General features: G+C 73.7%; 16 protein-coding genes and 1 pseudogene. 6 read left to right on the top strand and 11 right to left on the bottom strand.

Annotated features, from left to right (window positions below; translation table 11 throughout):
• A pseudogene (locus tag DMB42_RS52375) lies at positions 1–108 on the top strand (IS5/IS1182 family transposase); the annotation flags it as partial.
• A gap of 249 nt (positions 109–357) precedes the next feature.
• Here the strand turns inward: DMB42_RS52375 and DMB42_RS52370 are convergent.
• Positions 358–1233 (bottom strand): hypothetical protein, encoded by an 876-nt coding sequence (locus tag DMB42_RS52370; RefSeq protein WP_125649778.1) that lies wholly within the window; start codon positions 1231–1233, stop codon positions 358–360.
• A complete protein-coding gene (locus tag DMB42_RS52365) occupies positions 1230–1622 on the bottom strand; it encodes an RNA polymerase sigma factor (RefSeq protein WP_260478455.1) in 393 nt (130 codons plus the stop codon). The genes DMB42_RS52370 and DMB42_RS52365 overlap by 4 nt, the downstream gene beginning before the upstream one ends.
• 139 nt (positions 1623–1761) lie before the next feature.
• On the opposite strand from DMB42_RS52365, the gene DMB42_RS52360 reads away from it, so the two are divergent.
• A complete protein-coding gene (locus DMB42_RS52360) occupies positions 1762–2124 on the top strand; it encodes a nuclear transport factor 2 family protein (RefSeq protein ID WP_185845351.1) in 363 nt (120 codons plus the stop codon).
• Between the two features lie 533 nt (positions 2125–2657).
• Here DMB42_RS52360 and DMB42_RS54005 read toward each other — a convergent pair.
• A complete protein-coding gene (locus tag DMB42_RS54005) occupies positions 2658–2819 on the bottom strand; it encodes a hypothetical protein (protein WP_185845350.1) in 162 nt (53 codons plus the stop codon).
• A gap of 169 nt (positions 2820–2988) precedes the next feature.
• A complete protein-coding gene (locus DMB42_RS52355) occupies positions 2989–3591 on the bottom strand; it encodes an ABATE domain-containing protein (protein ID WP_125649772.1) in 603 nt (200 codons plus the stop codon).
• An 82-nt stretch (positions 3592–3673) separates the two neighbouring features.
• On the opposite strand from DMB42_RS52355, the gene DMB42_RS52350 reads away from it, so the two are divergent.
• Positions 3674–4462 (top strand): MBL fold metallo-hydrolase, encoded by a 789-nt coding sequence (locus tag DMB42_RS52350; RefSeq protein WP_260478454.1) that lies wholly within the window; start codon positions 3674–3676, stop codon positions 4460–4462.
• Between the two features lie 106 nt (positions 4463–4568).
• Complete coding sequence (locus tag DMB42_RS52345; RefSeq protein ID WP_260478453.1) at positions 4569–5891, top strand: MFS transporter; 1323 nt, start codon at positions 4569–4571, stop codon at positions 5889–5891.
• Here the strand turns inward: DMB42_RS52345 and DMB42_RS52340 are convergent.
• From DMB42_RS52340 to DMB42_RS52320, 5 genes are all read right to left on the bottom strand, one after another.
• The gene (locus DMB42_RS52340) at positions 5839–7029 is read right to left on the bottom strand and encodes an MFS transporter (protein ID WP_185845348.1); all 1191 of its coding nucleotides are present in this window, start codon (positions 7027–7029) and stop codon (positions 5839–5841) included. The two genes, DMB42_RS52345 and DMB42_RS52340, sit on opposite strands and share 53 nt — an antisense overlap.
• Entirely contained in the window at positions 7026–7604 is a 579-nt protein-coding gene (locus tag DMB42_RS52335; protein ID WP_125649766.1) for a Chromate resistance protein ChrB, read from the bottom strand. The genes DMB42_RS52340 and DMB42_RS52335 overlap by 4 nt, the downstream gene beginning before the upstream one ends.
• A 49-nt stretch (positions 7605–7653) precedes the next feature.
• On the bottom strand, positions 7654–10425 hold the full coding sequence (locus DMB42_RS52330; RefSeq protein ID WP_125649763.1) for an AAA family ATPase: 2772 nt from the start codon (positions 10423–10425) through the stop codon (positions 7654–7656).
• A gap of 191 nt (positions 10426–10616) precedes the next feature.
• On the bottom strand, positions 10617–12881 hold the full coding sequence (locus DMB42_RS52325) for a helix-turn-helix domain-containing protein (RefSeq protein WP_125649760.1): 2265 nt from the start codon (positions 12879–12881) through the stop codon (positions 10617–10619).
• Positions 12882–12990: 109 nt separating this feature from the next.
• Positions 12991–14457 (bottom strand): MFS transporter, encoded by a 1467-nt coding sequence (locus DMB42_RS52320; protein WP_125649757.1) that lies wholly within the window; start codon positions 14455–14457, stop codon positions 12991–12993.
• Between the two features lie 104 nt (positions 14458–14561).
• Here DMB42_RS52320 and DMB42_RS52315 point away from each other — a divergent pair, with 104 nt between their 5' ends.
• Positions 14562–15407 carry a helix-turn-helix transcriptional regulator gene (locus tag DMB42_RS52315; protein ID WP_125649754.1) on the top strand — a complete coding sequence of 282 codons (846 nt, stop codon included), beginning with the start codon at positions 14562–14564 and terminating at the stop codon, positions 15405–15407.
• A gap of 121 nt (positions 15408–15528) precedes the next feature.
• Here DMB42_RS52315 and DMB42_RS52310 read toward each other — a convergent pair whose 3' ends face one another.
• Complete coding sequence (locus DMB42_RS52310; protein ID WP_260478452.1) at positions 15529–15885, bottom strand: PRC-barrel domain containing protein; 357 nt, start codon at positions 15883–15885, stop codon at positions 15529–15531.
• Positions 15886–15966: 81 nt separating this feature from the next.
• Complete coding sequence (locus DMB42_RS52305; RefSeq protein WP_125649751.1) at positions 15967–16443, bottom strand: hypothetical protein; 477 nt, start codon at positions 16441–16443, stop codon at positions 15967–15969.
• A 389-nt stretch (positions 16444–16832) separates the two neighbouring features.
• On the opposite strand from DMB42_RS52305, the gene DMB42_RS54000 reads away from it, so the two are divergent.
• A complete protein-coding gene (locus DMB42_RS54000) occupies positions 16833–17417 on the top strand; it encodes a hypothetical protein (protein WP_185845347.1) in 585 nt (194 codons plus the stop codon).
• The last annotated feature ends 86 nt before the right edge of the window (positions 17418–17503 follow it).

Genomic DNA, 17503 nt, shown 5'->3' with positions numbered 1-17503 from the left:
AACCGGCTGAAGAACTTCCGGGCCGTGGCCACGCGCTATGACAAGCGCGCCTACATCTTCCTCGGCACCGTCACCCTGGCCGCCCTGGTCATCTGGCTCCGGACCTGATCCAAGAAACAGCTCCTAGTCGACGCGCCCAGGTGGGTCGCGGTCGCGCTCAACGGGGGTCATGACTGCTTCCTGAGAGGTCTCCAAGGCCGTGCTAGGCCGTTTCCGCAACCCGCGACCTACGCGTATTCGAGCTGATCACGTGAGGCGTCGTCGGTCACGAGACGGGTCGCGGTGCCGCAACCGGTCGCGGATGAGTCGCGACCCGACGACGACTCTTCTTAGGAGAGCTGCCGCTGAGCGAGGTCCTCAGTACGTGCCCGTGCAGCCCTTGCAGCCGGGCGGCGGCACCGGGCGGGCGTCGCCCCAGCCGGCCTGCTTGATGATCGAGGCCAACCACGGCACGCCCGGACGCAGTCCCGGTATGGGCGCGACGTGCTGGACCGCGAGCAGGTTACCGCTCTGCCGGTCGATGACGAGCTGGACCCGGTCCGCGCCTGAGGTGGGCAGTTGGAGGGCCACCCCGAGCCGGCCGGCCGGGTCGCGCACGTTGTCGATCACGCTGACGCCGGGCAGCGTGGCCAGCGTCGGTGCCCAACTGGCCTTTTTGTCGCCCGATTTCCGATCTGCGCCAAAGATCAGGGCCTCATCGAGGGCTCGGTGCGGGTAGTAGCGCAAATTCTTGTCGCAGCCGCGGGCGGGGCAGAGCTTGGGGGAGCCCGCCCGGCGCCAGGTCTCAGTGTTCTTCGCGCCGTACGGTATGGCGGAGACGGCCTCGTACCAGCTGTACACGTCGCTGTCCGGACCGAAAGCCAGCACGTCGAGGCCGCGTTCCTCGACGAGGTAGCCGTCCGCGCCCTTCGTCCTGAAAAGCTCCTCGGTCTCCATCCGCCAGTAGCGGCCCGTGCCCTGCGGCGGGGCCGCCAGCTTGCCGGCCGCCGCGGCGAGCACCTGCTGGGGCGTGGCGGCGGGTTGCCGCGCGGCCGGGGGCATCAGGGCCGCGATCGCGCCGATCACCAGCACGACGACCGCCGCGGCCAGCACCATCACGCGCAGGCCCGATGCCGCCAGAGGTGTGGCGCGAGCGGCTTCGGCGAGCCGGGCGCGCGTCGCGGCGAGCTGCGCAGGGGTGGGCGGCGGTACGTCCGGCATCACGCGGTCGATGAACTCGAATTCTCTCTTCATGCGTCCACTCCCAGCACCTCGCGCATTTTCGTCCTGGCCCGACTCAGCCGTGAGGCGACGGTGCCTTCGGCGACTTTCAGAGCGTCGGCCACCTCCGCGTAGCTCAGCCCGCCGTACGCGACGAGCAGCACCACGTCACGCTCGCCGGTCGAGAGCCTTGACAGCAGCTTGGCCAGCCGGCCGATCGTGACCCCAGCGGTGAGCCGGTCCACCACCCGCTGGTCGTGCCCGTCGTCGTCGGGTGGCGGCCCGGTCCTGGCCAGCGCACGGTAGTGGCGCAGCTCGGCACGCCGGTGCCGCCTGATGAGGTTGGTGGCGATGCCGTACAGCCACAGCATGGTCCAGGCGGCCTGCGGTGCCGAGGCGGGCTTGCTGGGCCGCCCCAACACCACTTCGACGGCCTGTCGGGAAGCCTTCTGAACCTGACACCCACTCACCGGCGATCGGAATCCCCGGATCGGACTGCGAGGATCAGCCGAGCGTGAACGTCCTGGCGCGGATACGGCGCCGGCTGGGAGGGTGGGCCTCATGATGGAGGACTTGCGGGACGCCGAGCGCCGACTCCAGGCCGCGCAGCTTGCTGGAGATGTCGAGGCGCTGGATCGGCTGCTGGATGATCGGCTCATCTTTACCTTCGGTGCGAACGTTGCGACCAAGGCGGACGACCTGGAGCTGCACCGCACACGGACGCAGGTGGTGACGAGGGTGGCCGAGGAGGAGTTGACCGTGCTCGCCGATGGGCGCACCGGGGTGACATGGTTTCTCGGCACCATTGAAGGGACCGTCTCCGGGGCGCCGTTCGCGGCCAGGATGCGCTACACCCGTACTTGGCTGTACGACGAGACGCACGGCTGGCGAATCATCGCCGTGCACGCCGGCACGACCGATTGACATAGCCGACACGCTCCCGATGTCCGCCTGACCGGCACCAGCTGTCCGTCCACCGGCCCTGGATCTGTCCATCAGCCACCACATGCCCGCCGCGGCGGGGATCAGAAGGTGTCTCTGAACTGGCGAAATGATCTCCGGCGCGGTCGTCCGGAGCCGGCGCGGGCGCATCGTCTTGTCTGATCCGGCGCAGACTGCGGCGTCCGCATCTGCTGGCAGCTCGGGCTTGCCGTGAGGGCCTGTGGCCAGGTTCGGCCAACCTTGCCTGCTGGTGAGAATCGCGCCCCACGGCTCCGGGCCGTCACGGATCACTAACAGGCGAAGAAGCCCCCCCAAAGTCAGCACTCAGCCTCCTCGAAGGCCGGTCGGCGGGGTGCTACCCGCTGCCCGAGTGGGCCGGGCTCGCCGTGCTGGGCGCGTACGCGGTGGCCACGGCCTGCCCTGCGCCGGGCGGGGACGACGGCGGCACCACGGCACGTCATGGGCGGTCACCTGCGGATACTCCACCATCGTCTGCCGTACGGCGAAGGCCGCCGTCAGGGGCAGCCGGACACCGCGCCGGGCAGCAGCGGGAACACCATGAGCTCGCACGGCAGGGCGAGCACCACGGGGATCGCCCAGCCCCGGCGCAGCCACACACCGAGCCCGTACGCGAGGACGGCGCTGAGCGCCAGGACCAGGGCGACGCCCACGACCACCCGCGCCCCAGTGAGGGCGCGCCCAGCAGGCCCGTCCCGATGACGACGAGGGCCGCGGCGGCCAGGCGGCCGGACGGCGGAACACGGTTCATTCCCGCCAGAAGAGGTCGGTGATCGGCATGCCCTCGGTCATACGGATCGGCCCCTCGCACGATCCGAACGGCTCCTGTCATGCACCTCCCGGCTCGCCGGAGCGGCGGGCGTAGGCGCGGGCGGCGCGGGCGCGGTCGCCGCAGCGGACCGAGCACCAGTGGCGGCGGCCGTGGCGCAGCAGGTAGCGGTTGCACGGGCTGGACCCGCACGCGGTGAGGCGGTCGGCGTCGGGGCCGGTCAGCAGGTCGGCCGCGTTGGCGGCGAGGGTCGCCAACGCGCGGTCGAGGATCTCGTTGGTGGGGCACGGCGCCGCGCGGTAGGGGCCGTGCTTCTCGTCCCATTGGAGCAGGGCGGCCGAAGGGGCCCTGCTCAACGCGTCGTTGACGGCGGACAGGGCCGAGGGCAAGGGGGGCAGCCCGTCGACGCGGGAGGCGAACAACGATCTGAGGTGCTCGCGCAGTGAGCGCAGCTGCGTGGCGCACATCTCCCGCACCCCTGCGTCGGCCGGGGCCAGGCCGTGTTCGGTGAGCCACCGGTTCGTCGCTCCAGGGGTGCCGAGGAGATCGCTGAAGTGTCCTCCGGGAAGCGCGACGGCGCTGTTCACGAAGTCGATGGCGACGTGGTCCTCCGCCCCCGGCGCGGGCGGCAGCGCGGGCTCGGCCATCAGGGGATCGCTCATACCTCTCATGGTACGGCTTGCATTCATCCGTGAGACACCGCTACCGTCCTTCACGGATAAACCGCTTCCCATCCGTGAGGTAATGATGGCTGACACGCGTACCGACCCTGACCTGCTCCCCATCCGCGTCCTCGGCGGCCCGACCGTGCTCTTCGAGTACGGCGGCGTGCGTTTCCTGATCGACCCGACCTTCGACGCTCCCGGCGTCTACGACGTGCCGGGCGGCCGGCTGACCAAGACGGAGCCCCCCGCCGCGACGCCCGACGGCCTCGGCCGCATCGACGTGGTCCTGCTCTCGCACGACCACCCGGACCACCTCGACGACGCCGGCCGGAACCTGCTGCGCGCGGTCCCGCTCGTCCTGACCACGCCGGACGCCGCGCGGCGCCTGGGCGACGGGACCAGGGGGCTGGCCGACTGGGAGCCGGTCGAGCTGGAGCGGCCCGGCGGTGGCGTGATCACCGTGATGGGCGCCCCGGCCGTGCACGGACCCGGCGCCCGTGAGGAGGTCGAGCCGGTCACCGGGCAGGTCGTCGGGTTCGTCCTGACGGGGGAGGGGCTGCCCACTGTCTACGTCAGCGGTGACAACGCCTCCCTCGACGCGGTCAGGGAGATCGCCGGGCGCTTCGGCCCGGTGGACATCGCCGTCCTCTTCGCCGGGGCTCCCCGGTTCCCCATCCTGTTCGACAACGCGCTGATCGTCCTCGACAGCGCGCAGGCCGCCGAGGCCGCCCGCATCCTCGGCGCCCGCCGCGTCGTCCCCGTCCACCACGACAGCTGGGCGCACTTCACCGAGGGACGTGACGACCTGGTGGCCGCGTTCGCCGAGGCGGGGCTGGGCGACCGCCTGGACCTGGGTGACCGGGGATGAGGCACGGCCGCCCCGATCCGGCCCGGCCGCGCCCGGCGCGAAGAGGGCGTACATGACGACCGGCCGGAAAGGGCCGCGCGTGACGACCGGCCGGAAAGGGCCGCGCGTGACGACCGGCGCGCCCGGCCCGAGGGAGGCGGTCGTGACGGCCGGCGCGCCCGGCGGGGTCAAGGACCTGACGCGCCTTCGGGCGCAGCGCCGCGTCCTGATCGTCCTGGTCGCCGCCCAGGTGCTCAGTGGCGCCGGGCTGGCGGCCGGGGTGACCGTCGGCGCGCTGCTCGCGCAGGACATGCTCGGCTCCACCAGCCTCACCGGGGTGGTGAGCGCGCTGTCCACCGCCGGTTCCGCGCTGGCGGCCGTCGCCGTCGGGCGGGTCTCCCAGGCGCGCGGACGCCGTCCCGGCCTCGCGGCCGGATATCTGGCCGGCGCCGTCGGGAGCGTGGGCGTCGTCGCCGCCGCCGTCGCCGGCTCTCCGGCACTGCTGTTCGCCGCGATGTTCGTCTACGGCGCGGGCGTGGCCACCAACCTCCAGGCCCGGTACGCGGGAGCCGACCTGGCGACCTCCGCCGGCCGCGCCCGTGCGGTGTCCACGGTGCTGGTGGCCACCACCATGGGCGGCGTGCTCGGCCCCGGCCTGGCCGGCGTCACCGGCGACCTCGCGCACGGCCTCGGCATCCCGTACCTGGCCGGGCCGTTCCTGCTGGCCGGGGCCGCCTACGCGGTGGCCGCCCTGGTGCTGACCGTCTGGCTGCGCCCGGATCCGCTGCTGCTGGCCCGCACTCTGGAGGCCGGACGCGCCGACGGGACGGGCGAGGCCCGTACTGGATCGACGGCCGGAGAACGGTCCCCGGGCATGCTCGCGGGCGTGCTGGTCATGGTGTGCACCCAGCTGGTCATGGTCGCGATCATGACGATGACGCCCGTCCACATGCACGATCACGGCAACGGGACCGGCGCCTCCGGCCTCGTCATCGGCGTCCACATCGCGGCGATGTACCTGCCCTCGCCCCTGAGCGGCTGGCTCGTCGACCGGTACGGCCGCCGCACGATCGCCGTCGCCTCCGCGCTGACCCTGCTGGCCGCCGGGATCATGGCGGCGTACGCGCCGGGCGACTCCGTCGCGGCGATCGCGGTGGCCCTGGCGCTGCTGGGCCTGGGCTGGAACCTCGGCCTCATCAGCGGCACCGCGATCGTCACCGACGCCGACGCGCTGGCCGGCCGCGCCAGGGTTCAGGGCCTGGTGGACGTCGCCGTGGCCGTCGCGGGCGCGGTGGGCGGCCTGGCCTCCGGCCTGCTGGTCGCCGCCGCCGGTTACTCCGTACTGGCCGTCGGCGGGGGTGTGCTGGCGCTGGCGATCGTGCCGGTGGTTCTCGCCGTCAGGCGCGGGGCGGCTCCTGGGCCGGACGGCGGCGCAGCGCGAGGGCGATGAGGGGTCCCACGGCGAGCAGGGCCGCGAGCACGGCGTAGCCGTAGGCGAGCGAGGCCAGGGTGGCGACGCCGGCGACGAGCAGCGGGCCGCCCGCGTCGCCGAGTTCGCGGCCCAGCTCGGCCGCGCCCATGGTCTGGCCCATACGCTCGGCGGGCGTACGGGCGGCGAGGGCGGCGAAACCGAGCGGGGTGATGAGCCCGGTCCCGGCGCCGATCAGCACGGCGGCCGACAGGATGCCGGCCAGTCCGGGCAGCGTGGCGCAGGCCAGCCCGGCCGCGGTGATCAGCAGCCCGGCCGGCAGGCCGGTACGGATGCTCAGACGCCCCGCGTCGAGCGCCCGTCCGGCCCTGGGCTGGACGATCGCCGCGCACGCCGCCAGGACCGAGACCGCCGCGCCGGTCGCGACCGTGCCGAGACCGGCGGCCCTGCCGGACACGGGCAGGAAGCCCACGCCGACCGACAGCGCGGCGGTGACCGCGGCCAGCGCGGCGGTCGGGACGAGGAAGGCCGGGTCGGCCAGGCGCCGCGCCAGGTCCAGCACCGTCTGGCGGACCTTGGGCAGCGGCGGCACGGCGGGAACGGCCAGCGCGGCCCATACGGCGACCGCCGCGCCCAGCACCGTCAGGACCGCGAACAGCAGCCGCAGCCCACCGGCCCACACCAGCACGCCGCCCAGCAGCGGGCCGAGGGTGTAGCCGATCGACTTCCAGAAGCCGTAGCCGCCGAAGGCCCGGCCGAGCTTGGCCGCCGGGTTGAGCCTGGCCACCAGCGCCGAGGCCGACGGGGAGAACGCCGAGGCCGCCGCGCCCTGGCCCAGGCGGGCGGCCCACAACCATCCGGGGCTGTCGGCGACGACGTACAGGCCGGAGGCGAGCGCGACGGCCACCAGGCCGCCGAGCAGCAGCGGACGGGCGCCGATGCGGTCGGCCAGGCTGCCGAACAGCGGCTTGAGCAGCACCTCGACGCCGTCGTAGAGGGCCAGCAGGCCGCCGAGGACGAGCAGCGAGGTGACCGCGTCGGCGGAGAACCCGCCGAGGTTGGCGGCGATGCCGTGCGCGCCGAACGCGGTGGTGAACCCGGCCGCGTACAGGGGCCACATCTGCCGGGCCGGTGCGGCGGCGGGCGCCGGGCGGGTCATCGGGCGTCCTGCGGCGGCTGGTGTGGCATCTCGTGGAGGGCGGCGAAGACCCGTTCGGCGAAGTCCTCGCAGGCCGCCACGCACTCGCGGAGCCGTTCCGACGCCTTGGCGGCCTCCGGGGCGCCGAAGACGTCCCGGGCCGTCAGGTCGCGGTGCCAGCGGCGCAGCCGCTCCAGCGACTGCTCCTCCTCCTCCAGCTCGGCCATGGTGAGCTTGCCGATGCGGATCTCCTTGGCCAGCTCCTCCTCGAACGCGCCGCAGTCGGCCAGGAACTCCACCCAGTCGGCGGACCGGGCCGCGCCGAACAGCGCCCGCAGGCGGTCGGCGTCCTGCGTGCCGAGCCCGGTCGCGACCAGCGTCATGAACTGGCCGCCGGCCTGCTCGGTGAGCGTCGTCGCGCGGGCGACGCCGGCGGCGAAGACCGGTACGTCCGGCACGGCCCACACGCCCTGCCCGAGCGAGAGCGCGCCGATCTTGCGCAGCTCCCGCCACACCGCCACCCGATGCCGGGACGGCTCCGCGGGAACCTTGATCACCAGAACGAGCCAGCGACCGGCCTGTTGCTTGTCGGCCACATCGGCGAATGTAGCACGTGTTACATCGACCAGGGAGGGGCTGTGGCGATCAGGCCATGGCGGCCGCGCTCTTCAGGAGCGAGGGCCGGATCTGTTTGCGGGAGACGATGCCGAGCTTCATGAACACCTTCCGCAGGTGCCATTCGACCGTGTGCGGGCTGATGAAGAGCTGGGCGCCGATCTCGGGATTGGTCAGCCCGTCGCCCGCCAGCCTCGCGATCTGCGCCTCCTGCGGGGTGAGCGTGCCGGTCGCCTCGGCGGGCCGCCTGCGGATCTTCTCGCCGGTGGCCTGGAGCTCGCGGCGGGCCCGTTCGGCGAACGCCTCGGCGCCCATCCGGCCGAACATCTCGCAGGCGGCGCCGAGGTGGTCGCGGGCGTCGACGCGGCGGTTCTCCCGGCGCAGCCACTCGCCGTACAGCAGGCGGGCGCGGGCCTGGACCAGGCGGGCCTCGGTGCGTTCGAGGCGTTCGACCGCCTCCCGGTACAGCGCCTCGGCGGCCGGTCCCTCGCTCACCTGGGCGCGTACGCTCGCCGAGGTGCCGAGGCCCCAGTCGGTGCCGCCGGCCTGCGCCAGCTCGTCGAGCCGCCGCGCGGCCTCGGCGGCGCGGGCCGCCCGGCCGCTCCTGGCCGCGGCCTCGGCCAGCTCGACCAGCGACCTGATGTACGCCCCGCCCAGCTCCCTCGGGTGCTCGGCGCCGCGCTCGGCGGCCACGTACGCCTCCTCGTAGCGGCCCAGGCCGTTGTGGAGCACCGCGCTCGCCCAATGGGTGGCGGTGACGACCTTGCCCTCGCCTCGCAGGGCCACCTCGCGGGTGATCGCCTCGATCGCCCGGTTCGTCGTGGCCGGGCGGCCCTTCCAGGGCTCCAGCACGAGGGCCGCGTACTGGGCGAGGAAGCGGCTGCCCGTCGCCTCGCCGACCGTCACCGCCTCGGCCAGCAGCTCGTCGGCGCCGGCCAGGTCGCCGGCGAGTGCCCGGTTCGACACGAGCATGTGCAGAGCCGTCGGCAGCACCGACAGCGCCCCCGTCTCGCGGGCCAGGTCGACCAGCCGGGTCGAGAGCGCCGTCCAGCCGTCGAAGTCCCAGACGTTGTGCGCCACGCGGCACGCGAGCGGCAGCCAGCTCAGGCCCTCCTCCGCGGAGAGCCCCTCGGTGTGGAAGGCACGCAGCGCCCGCAACACCTCCTGCGCCCCCGCCGGGTCGTCCTCGACGGCCCCCATGGCCACGGCGTTCAGGAACCGGTCATTACGCCACGGCGACGGGCCGGCCGGTACGGCGAGCGCGGCCCTCGCGATGTCCGGCAGCTCGGGGACGCCCGGCAGGCGGCCGGCGGTCACGGCGGCGTGCATGGCGTCGCGGTACCCCTCGCGGGCCAGCCCGGGGTCCAGCGGTTCGAGCCGCCTGGCGGCTTCGAGCAGCAGCGGCAACGCCGTGCCGGCGCTCGTGGAGGCGAACACGATCTGGCCACGCAGCAGGCCGGACCGGGCCAGGTCGTGTTCGTCCAGGGGGCTGAGCTCGGCCGCGTCCAGCAGTTCGAGGGCGGTGTCGTAGCCGCCGGCGCGGTATTTGGCGCGGGCGGCGGCCAGCGCCCTGGGGCCGCGACGGGCCGGATCGGGGGTCAGCTCGGCCGCCCGCTCCAGGAACGCGGCCGCCGCCGCGACGCCGCCGCGCGCCTGCGCCCGGCCGGCGCGGCGTTCCAGCTCGGCGGCGACCGTCTCGTCGGGGGCGGCCGTCGCGGCGGCCAGGTGCCACACCCGGCGCTCGGGATCGGCGTGCGGATCGGTCGCCTCGGCCAGCGCGCGGTGGACGTTCTGCTGCTCCTCGGGGGTGGCCGCGCGGTAGGCCGCCGAGCGCACCAGCGGATGGCGGAAGCGCACCCGGGTCCCGATGCCGATCAGCCCCGCGGCCTCCGCCGGGGCCGCGGCGGACGTGCCGACGCTCAGCAGCTCCGCAGCGCGGGCCAGCAGGCTCACGTCGCCCAGCGGCTCGGCCGCCGCGATGAGCAGCAGCCGCCGCGTCTCGGCCGGCAACGCCTGGAGCCGCCGCAGGAAGCTCAGCTCCGTCCGGCCGGCCGGCGGCGCCGCGTCGGGCCGCCCGAAACCGCCCGCCAGCTCGGCCGGGGTCAGGCCGCGTGGCAGGTCGAGCAGGGCCAGCGGGTTCCCCTGGGCCTCGGCGACGATCCGGTCCCGTACCGGCTCGTCGAAGCGCCCGGGGGTCGCCGAGTCCAGCAGGGCGCGGGCGTCGTTGTCGCTCAGGCGGGCGACCTCACGCTGCGGCAGCCCTCGCAGCTCCTGTCCGAGGTGGGGGTCGCAGACCGCGATCAGCAGCCCGACCGGGCCGTCGAGCAGGCGGCGGGCCACGAAGACGAGGGTCTGCGCGGAGACCTCGTCCAGCCATTGGGCGTCGTCGACGAGGCAGACCAGCGGCTCCTTCTCGGCCGCGCCGGCCAGCAGGTTGAGCACCGCGAGCCCGACCAGGAAGCGGTCCGGCGCGCTGCCCGCGCTCAGCCCGAACGCCACGCCGAGCGCGTCGCGCTGCGGCTCCGGCAGGCGGGGGAGGCGGTCCAGGAACGGGGCGCAGAGCTGGTGCAGCCCGCCGAAGGCGAGCTCCGTCTCCGACTCCACACCGGCCGCCCAGGCGACCCGGCAGCCGGAGGCGCTGTCCCGGGCGTACTCCAGCAGGGCCGTCCTGCCGATGCCGGCCTCGCCGCGCAGGACCAGTACGGCGCTGTGACCGTCCTGCACGGTCGCGACGAACCGGTCGAGCCGCTCGCACTCGATCTGCCGCCCGCGCAGCCGCCACCGGGGATCCGCGCCGGTCATCGGCCCGTTCCCACCGGCGGGCCGGAGGGGATCAAGGACTTCCGCATCTGTCACCGTTCCCACGAAGAGCTGGAGCAGCGCACGGGTCGGGTACGCATGACCATGAAAGCAAGCCGGCAACCGGAGATCGAGGCACAACAGCAGGCACAAATAGCCGGGCGGATCACACCGCACGGATGCGGCAGGCGGCGTCACATCGTCCGAGCGCCGGTCTCGTCGAGTTCCTCGCGTACCTCGGCGGCCTGGTCGGTGTCGCCGAACTCCTCGAACAGGCGCAGCACCTCCGCCAGCGCCCGCCGGGCCTCCTCGGGCCGCCCCGCCAGCCGCAGCGCCGCGCCGAGCCCACGCTGGGTACGCGCCAGGGTCGAGGCGATCGGGAAGGCACGCAGCTCGGGCAGCGCCTGCCGGAAGGCGTCCGCCGCCTCCGGACCGCGTCCGAGGGCGAGGTAGTCGGTGCCGAGATGGGTCAGCGCGGCCCCGAGCGCGTAGCTGACGATGGCCGTGGAGCCGCCGTAGCCGGGGTCGCGCAGCGTGGCCACCAGCGCGAGGTTGCGTTCGACGGCCTCGGCCACCAGGCCCGCCCTTCGCAGGGCGCCGGTGTGGCTGGTCACGGCCTGGGGGTAGCCCTCCAGGTCACCCGCCTCCAGGAGCAGGTCGGCCGAACGCCGGGTGTAGTCGAGCAGGCGGTCCACGCTGTCCGGGTCGGTCCGCAGGGCGTAACCGGCGTAGAACAACGCCCATCCCTGCCTGCGTACGTCACCCGCCTCGCGGGCCAGCTCCAGCGCCCGCAGCGCCGTACGCTCCCCTTCCTCGGTACGGCCCTCGCACACGGTCAGCGCCCAGGACAGCTGGTTGAGCTGCACCGCCTCCTGGACCCGGTCGCCCATGGCCCGGGCCGCGCCGGAGGACAACTCGAACACCTCGCGCCAGTGCTCCCACCGCCTCCACAGGTCGGAGTACCAGTACATGGCCCCGGCCACCTCGACCACCGTGGCGTGCTCGCCGCGCCGGGCCGCCGAGCGCAGGGCGTCCAGCCAGGCCGTACCCTCCGTCTGGAGCCAGTCGTTCGCCTCCTCGCGGCTGCCGAGCGGGACCAGCGAGCGCCACTCCGGGGGCGGGGCGCCGTGGTCGGGCTCGAACCAGCGGCCGGCGACCAACGCGATCTCCAGCAGCCAGGTCTCCATGCGAAGCCGTGCGTTCTGCCGGGCCTCGGCGGATTCCTCCTGCTCCAGGCGGGCGCGGGCGTACAGGCGGACCAGGTCGTGGAAGCGGTGGCGACCGGCGTACGGGGACTGCAGCAGCCCCAGCTCGACCAGCTCCTCCAGCGTGTCCTCGGCCTCGGCCGGGTCCACCTCGGCCAGCACGGCGGCCAGCGGCACCCCGAACTCCGGCGCGGCCGCCAGCGCCAGCCGCCGGAAGGCGGCACGCGCCGCGCCGGACAACTGCCGGTACGACAACGCGAACGCGGCGGCCACGGCGAGATCTCCGGCCGCCAGAGCCTCCAACCGGCGGCCCTCGTCGCCCAGCCGCCCGACGAGCTGGCGGATCGTCCAGGCCGGACGGCTCTGCAGCCGGTTGCCGGTGATCCGCACCGCCAGCGGCAGGTTTCCGCACAACCTGGCCAGCTCGGCCACGCCACCGGGATCGCTCCGGCCGCGCTCCTCGCCGACGATCGCGCGCAGCAGCCCGGCCGCCTCCTCGCCGGACAACTGCGCGAGCGGGATCTGCCGCACCCCTTCGAGCCCGGCCAGCGTACGGCGGCTGGTGACGATCGTCATGCCCGCGCCGGACGCCGGCAGCAGCGGGCGCACCTGCGCCTCGTCGGCGGCGTTGTCCAGCACGACCAGGGACCGCCGGTCGGCCAGCAGCGCCCGGTAGAACCCGGCCCGTTCCTCCTCGTCGCCCGGGATCCGCTGCTCGGCCACGCCCAAGGCCTTCAGCAGCCGCGACAACACCGCCCCGGGGCCCGGCGGGACGCTGTCCATGCCGCGCAGGTCCACGTAGAAGCGGCCGTCCGGGAACAGGTCGGCCAGCAGGCCGGCCGCGTGCACGGCCAGGGCCGTCTTCCCGATCCCGGCGGTGCCGGAGATCGTGGCCACCACCGCGGACGCTCCGGTCCCGGCCCGCGCGGCGAGCCGGCGCAGCAGCGCCAGCTCCGGCTCGCGGCCGGTGAAGTCGCCCGCCTCGCGCGGCAGCTCGCACGCGCCCGGCAGCGGACCGCTCGGCCGCGGTCGCCCGGCCCGCGCGGCCTCCTCCAGCTCCGCCCGCCGGTCGTCGCCGAGGCCCAGGGCCTCGGCCAGCGCCTCCACCGTGCGCTGTTGCGGGCCGCGGCTCCTGCCGCGCTCCATGTTGCCGATGGCCCGTACGCTCACTCCGGAGGCGTGGGACAGCTCCTCGATCGTCAGCCCCGCGAACTGCCGCAGGCTGCGCAGCAGCGGACCGAACACACCGGCCATCCGTCCTCCTCCACGCCGCCCGCACCCCGGCCGCAGGGCGGCGCGACCAACGTACCGGCTGCGGCGAGACCCGTCACCGGCGGGCCCGCAGCGCGAGGTGTCTCTCTGTTCAGGACACCCGCGAACGGGGGAGCCGGCGCAGGGCGAACACGCCGAGCGCCAGGGGCAGCACGCCGGCCACCGCGGCGACCACCCGCAGCCCGGCGACGAAGGCGGTCCTGGCCTCGGCGGCCATCGCGGGCGCGAGGCCGGGGAGCTGGAGGGTCTCGTCCAGGGTGGGGGCCAGGTCAGGCCCCTGGAGCCGGAAGACCAGGGCGGCGAGCGAGCCGAGGAGCGCGATGCCGAGGGCGTTGCCGATCTCGTTGCTGGTCTCCGCGAGCGCCCCGGCCGCCCCGGCCCGCTCCGCCGGTACGGCCCCGACGGCGGTGTCGGCGACCACGCTGAACGAGATGCCGTAGCCGACGCCCGCGACGACCGTCGAGGCGACGTACCAGCCGGCGCCGCCCGTGACCGCGACCGGGAGCAGGAGCAGCAGGCCGGCCGCGATGAAGAGGTGGCAGGCGACCAGCGCGGTCCGCTTGCCGACACGATCGACCACGAAGGGCGTGACGACGCAGGTGACGGTGAGCACCACCGCGCCGGGCAGCGCGAGCAGCGCCGCCCCCAGGTCGGGCAGGCCGAGGACGGACTGGAGGTAGACGCCCGCCAGGTACGCCGACGCCGACCACGCCGCCAGCGGCAGCAGCCCGGTGACGATCGCCATCGTGAAGACGCGGTCTCGGAACAACGAGAACTCGATCAACGGCTGCGCCAGCCCTCGCTGCCTGCGTACGAACCACGCCAGCAACGCCAGCCCCGCCAGGCCCGCGAGCACCGGCACGGCCGACAACCCTTCGGCGGCGGCGCGCTTGAGACCGTAGATCGCGAGCAGCAGACCGGCCGCCGAGGTCACGACGCTGGGCACGTCGATCCGGCCGGGCCTGGTCACCCGCACCTCGCGCAGCAGGATCGGCGCGAAGATCAGGAACAGTGCGATGACGGGCAGGTTGACCAGGAAGACCGAACCCCACCAGAACCGTTCCAGCAGGACGCCGCCGGCGACCGGTCCGGCCGCGAACCCGGCCGCGAACGCCGCGGCGAAGATGCCGATGGCCTGCGCCCGCCGCCGTGGGTCGGCGAACAGCTCGCTCAGCACGGCCAGCGCCGACGGCAGCAGGGTCGCCCCCGCCACCCCCATCACCGCGCGGGCGACGATCAGCAGCTCGGCGCTGGGCGCGAACGCCGCCGCCGTCGATGCGACGCCGAAGACCGTGGCGCCGATCATGAGCAGCCGCAGGCGGCCGTACCGGTCGCCGATGTTGCCGAACGCGACCAGCAGGGAGCCGACGGCGAAACCGTAGATGTCGAGGGTCCACAGGGCCTGGTCGGCGGTCGGCGTGAGCGCCTGGCTGATCCGGGGCATCGCCAGGAACAGGATCGACCCGTCCATGGAGACCAGCAGGACGGGTCCGAGGATCACCAGAAGGCCGAGCCAGGCCCGCAGGCCCGGAGAAGTGTGCGTGTGCTGTAGGGACATGGGGCCGACATTCGGGCAGTCCGCGTCCGGCTGCCATCCCCCTGCTGTGGGTGCACCCAGCAGGTATACCCACGAACCGGTCCGGCGGGCCTAGTCTCGACGGTATGGAAAGTCTCGGTGCGTTTCTGAAGAGCCGTCGCGATCGGGTCACGCCGGTCGAGGTCGGGCTGCGTACCTTCGGGACCGCCCGCCGGGTGCCCGGCCTGCGGCGCGAGGAGCTCGCCCAGCTCGCGGGGGTGAGCGCGGGCTACTACACGCGCCTGGAGCAGGGGCTGGCGGAGACCGCGTCCAAGCAGGTGCTCGACGCCCTCGCCCGGGTGTTGCTGCTCGACCGGATCGAGATCGTCCACCTGCACAACCTCGCCCGGCAGTCCGCGAACACCCGGCTCTCCCGGCCGCCCGTCGAGGAGCCCCATCCGAGGGTTCTCGCGCTGCTGGAGTCGCTGCGGGACACCACTCCGGCGGTCGTGCTCGGCCGCAGGGGCGACGTGCTGGCGTGGAACCGTACGGGTCACGCGCTGATGGCCGAGCACGTGCCCTTCGACGCGCCGGATGACCCGGCGGAACGGCCGTCCATACCGAGGATGTTCTTCCTCGACCCGCTCTCCCGCGACCTGCACCACAACTGGGACGAACTAGCCCGCATCCACGTCGCCTACCTCCGGCTCACCGCGGGCCGCTTCCCCACGGACGCCCGCCTGGCGGAGCTGATCGGGGAGCTCACGATGCGCAGCGACGAGTTCGCGAGGTTGTGGGCGGTCGGCGAGGTCGCCGACTGCACGGTCGGCACCATGCACCTGCGGCATCCCACCGTGGGGGCCGTGAGCGTGGACTACCAGGTCTGGCTCCAGCCCGACAGCCCCGACCACCGCGTCGAGCTCTACACCCCGACCGACCCGAGCTCCGCCGACGCCCTCCGGATCCTGACCCACCACCTGCGCGACCGCTGAACAGGACGACCAGGAGGCCGGGGCCCGCCGGTCGCGGACGCTGTGGGGCCTTGACAGCATCCGCCGCGCGTGTCGCGCCCGGCGGGCGAACCCGGTGGGCCGGCGGCCCGGTCACCTCGGGTCAGACGGTGCCGTTGAACCGGTTGTAGTAGGCGCCGACCTCGTCGCGGTGGGCGTCATCGTTGTACGTGGCGTCCTCGTCGAACTTCGGCGAGTCCTTGATCTCGTGCTTGGTCCGCGCGAGGTGGACCTTGCGCTCCTGCGGGTCGATCCGCGTGACGGTGCCGGCCGGCAGCACGACCTTCTTTCCGAAGATCCACGGGCCGGTGTCGACCACCAGGTAACTGTCGCCGACGGCGTGACTGGCCTCGTCCACCGACCCGATCGAGCCGTCGGTGGCCTCGACGTCGAAGCCGACCACGTCCAGGGTCTTGTCGCCGTAGACGTCGGAACCGTAGCTCCACATGTCCTGGGGCAAGGTGTCTCCTCCTGATGATCTCGAGAACGAATGCCCACCCACTCTTCCCGGCTGCGCCCCGCCAAACGTCGGCGTCCGGTGTCAGGGTGTGAGCAGCCGGGTGAGGGTGGTGGTGAGCCAGTCCTCGTAGCGGCCGGGGTCGCAGCCGATCATGTCGCGGGCCAGCAGGTACGTCTCGGCATGCACGAGTACGGCGGTGGTGTCGGTCAGCCAGTCAAGATCGTGACCGGGCGGCAGCAGCCCGTCGGCGGCCATCTTGTCCCAGAAGGCGCGTACGTTGTCGCGGGTGGCCCGGCGGCCGGCGTGGGAGGCGGCGGCCAGGTCCGGTTCGGTGGCGGCGGCCTGCAGCGCGACGGCCGCGCGCACCGCCGCGTCCGGCGAAGGAGAGCTGGCGTTCGTACGCGGCGGGCTGACGCGTACGGCGGCCACGACCCCGCTCTCGGCCGGGCGGGTGACGTTCGCGCCGGACCAGGCCACCGCGCTGCTGGCCCATCCCGGCGACGCGCGGCTCTCGGTGGTGCCGGTGGCGGGCCGCCCGCGCGGTTCGTCTGGCCGCACGCGCAAGACGCGCTGCCGTTCCTGGCGGGCACGAACCTGCTCACCGACACCCGCTGGTTCGGGTACGCGTTCGTGCCGCCGGACTTCGACGTGCACGACGGGCGGCGGGTGCACGCCACGCTCTCCCACGAGCTGGGCCACACGCTGGGCCTGCCCGACCTGTACGCCTTCCCCGGCTACACCCCCGACATCGCGGGCCGGATCACCGGCGGCTGGGACCTGATGGCCGGTAGCCGCAACACGCTGCCGCACTACTCGATCTCCAACCGGATGCGCATGGGCTGGCTCGACGCCGGCGAGGTCAGGCTCTACGACTTCAAGGGGGCCGGCGGCGTGAACGACCTCGTCACCCTGCACGCCGCCGAGCTGGCCCCCCACCTCCCGGACGGGTGCGCACGATCGAGATCCGGCTCGCCGACGGCTGGAACTACTACGTCGAGTACCGGGCCCACCAGCAGGGCGAGGGCAGTGACACCCTGCCGAAGGACCGGCGGGTGCTCGTCACCGACGTCGTCTCCGACACCTTCGCCGCGCCCGTCGTCCGCCCGCCCGTCCTCCTCGTGCACACCGACGCCGACGGCGACGGCCCCGTTCTGGACGTGTCGGCCGACTTCGAGGACACCGACCCCGGCACCCAGATGAACCTGCGCGTGACGGTCGTCTCCACCGCCGCCCACCACGCCGTGGTCCGCGTCGAGTACGGCTCCGACGGCCGCCCCGACCCCGGCCTGCGCACCTGGAACGGCCCACCGGAATGGAAGAGCCCGGACATCGAGGTACGCAACGCCAAGACCGCGGAGGATCCCGCCCGCTGGGCCGACACGCCGTGGCCGGGCAACCTGAACACCGTCGTGGCCAAGGTCCGCAACCACGGCGACATCCTCGCCAAGAACGTGACCTGCGACTTCTTCGTCCTCGACTGCTCCACGGGCGAGATCGCTGATGTGAAATTCGGTGATCGGCTGCAGGCATGACGAAGGGCGTCCATGGTCGGTGTGTGAAGACTGACTTGGACGCCCTTCTGACCGCACTCTATGTGCATCTGGACGATCACGTGATG

This window comes from Nonomuraea sp. WAC 01424, assembly GCF_003947315.1.
In the GTDB taxonomy this organism is placed as follows: Bacteria; Actinomycetota; Actinomycetes; order Streptosporangiales; family Streptosporangiaceae; genus Nonomuraea; species Nonomuraea spiralis.
Note: the sequence above shows the minus strand (reverse complement) of the source record. Positions and strands in the feature narration are given on the sequence as shown.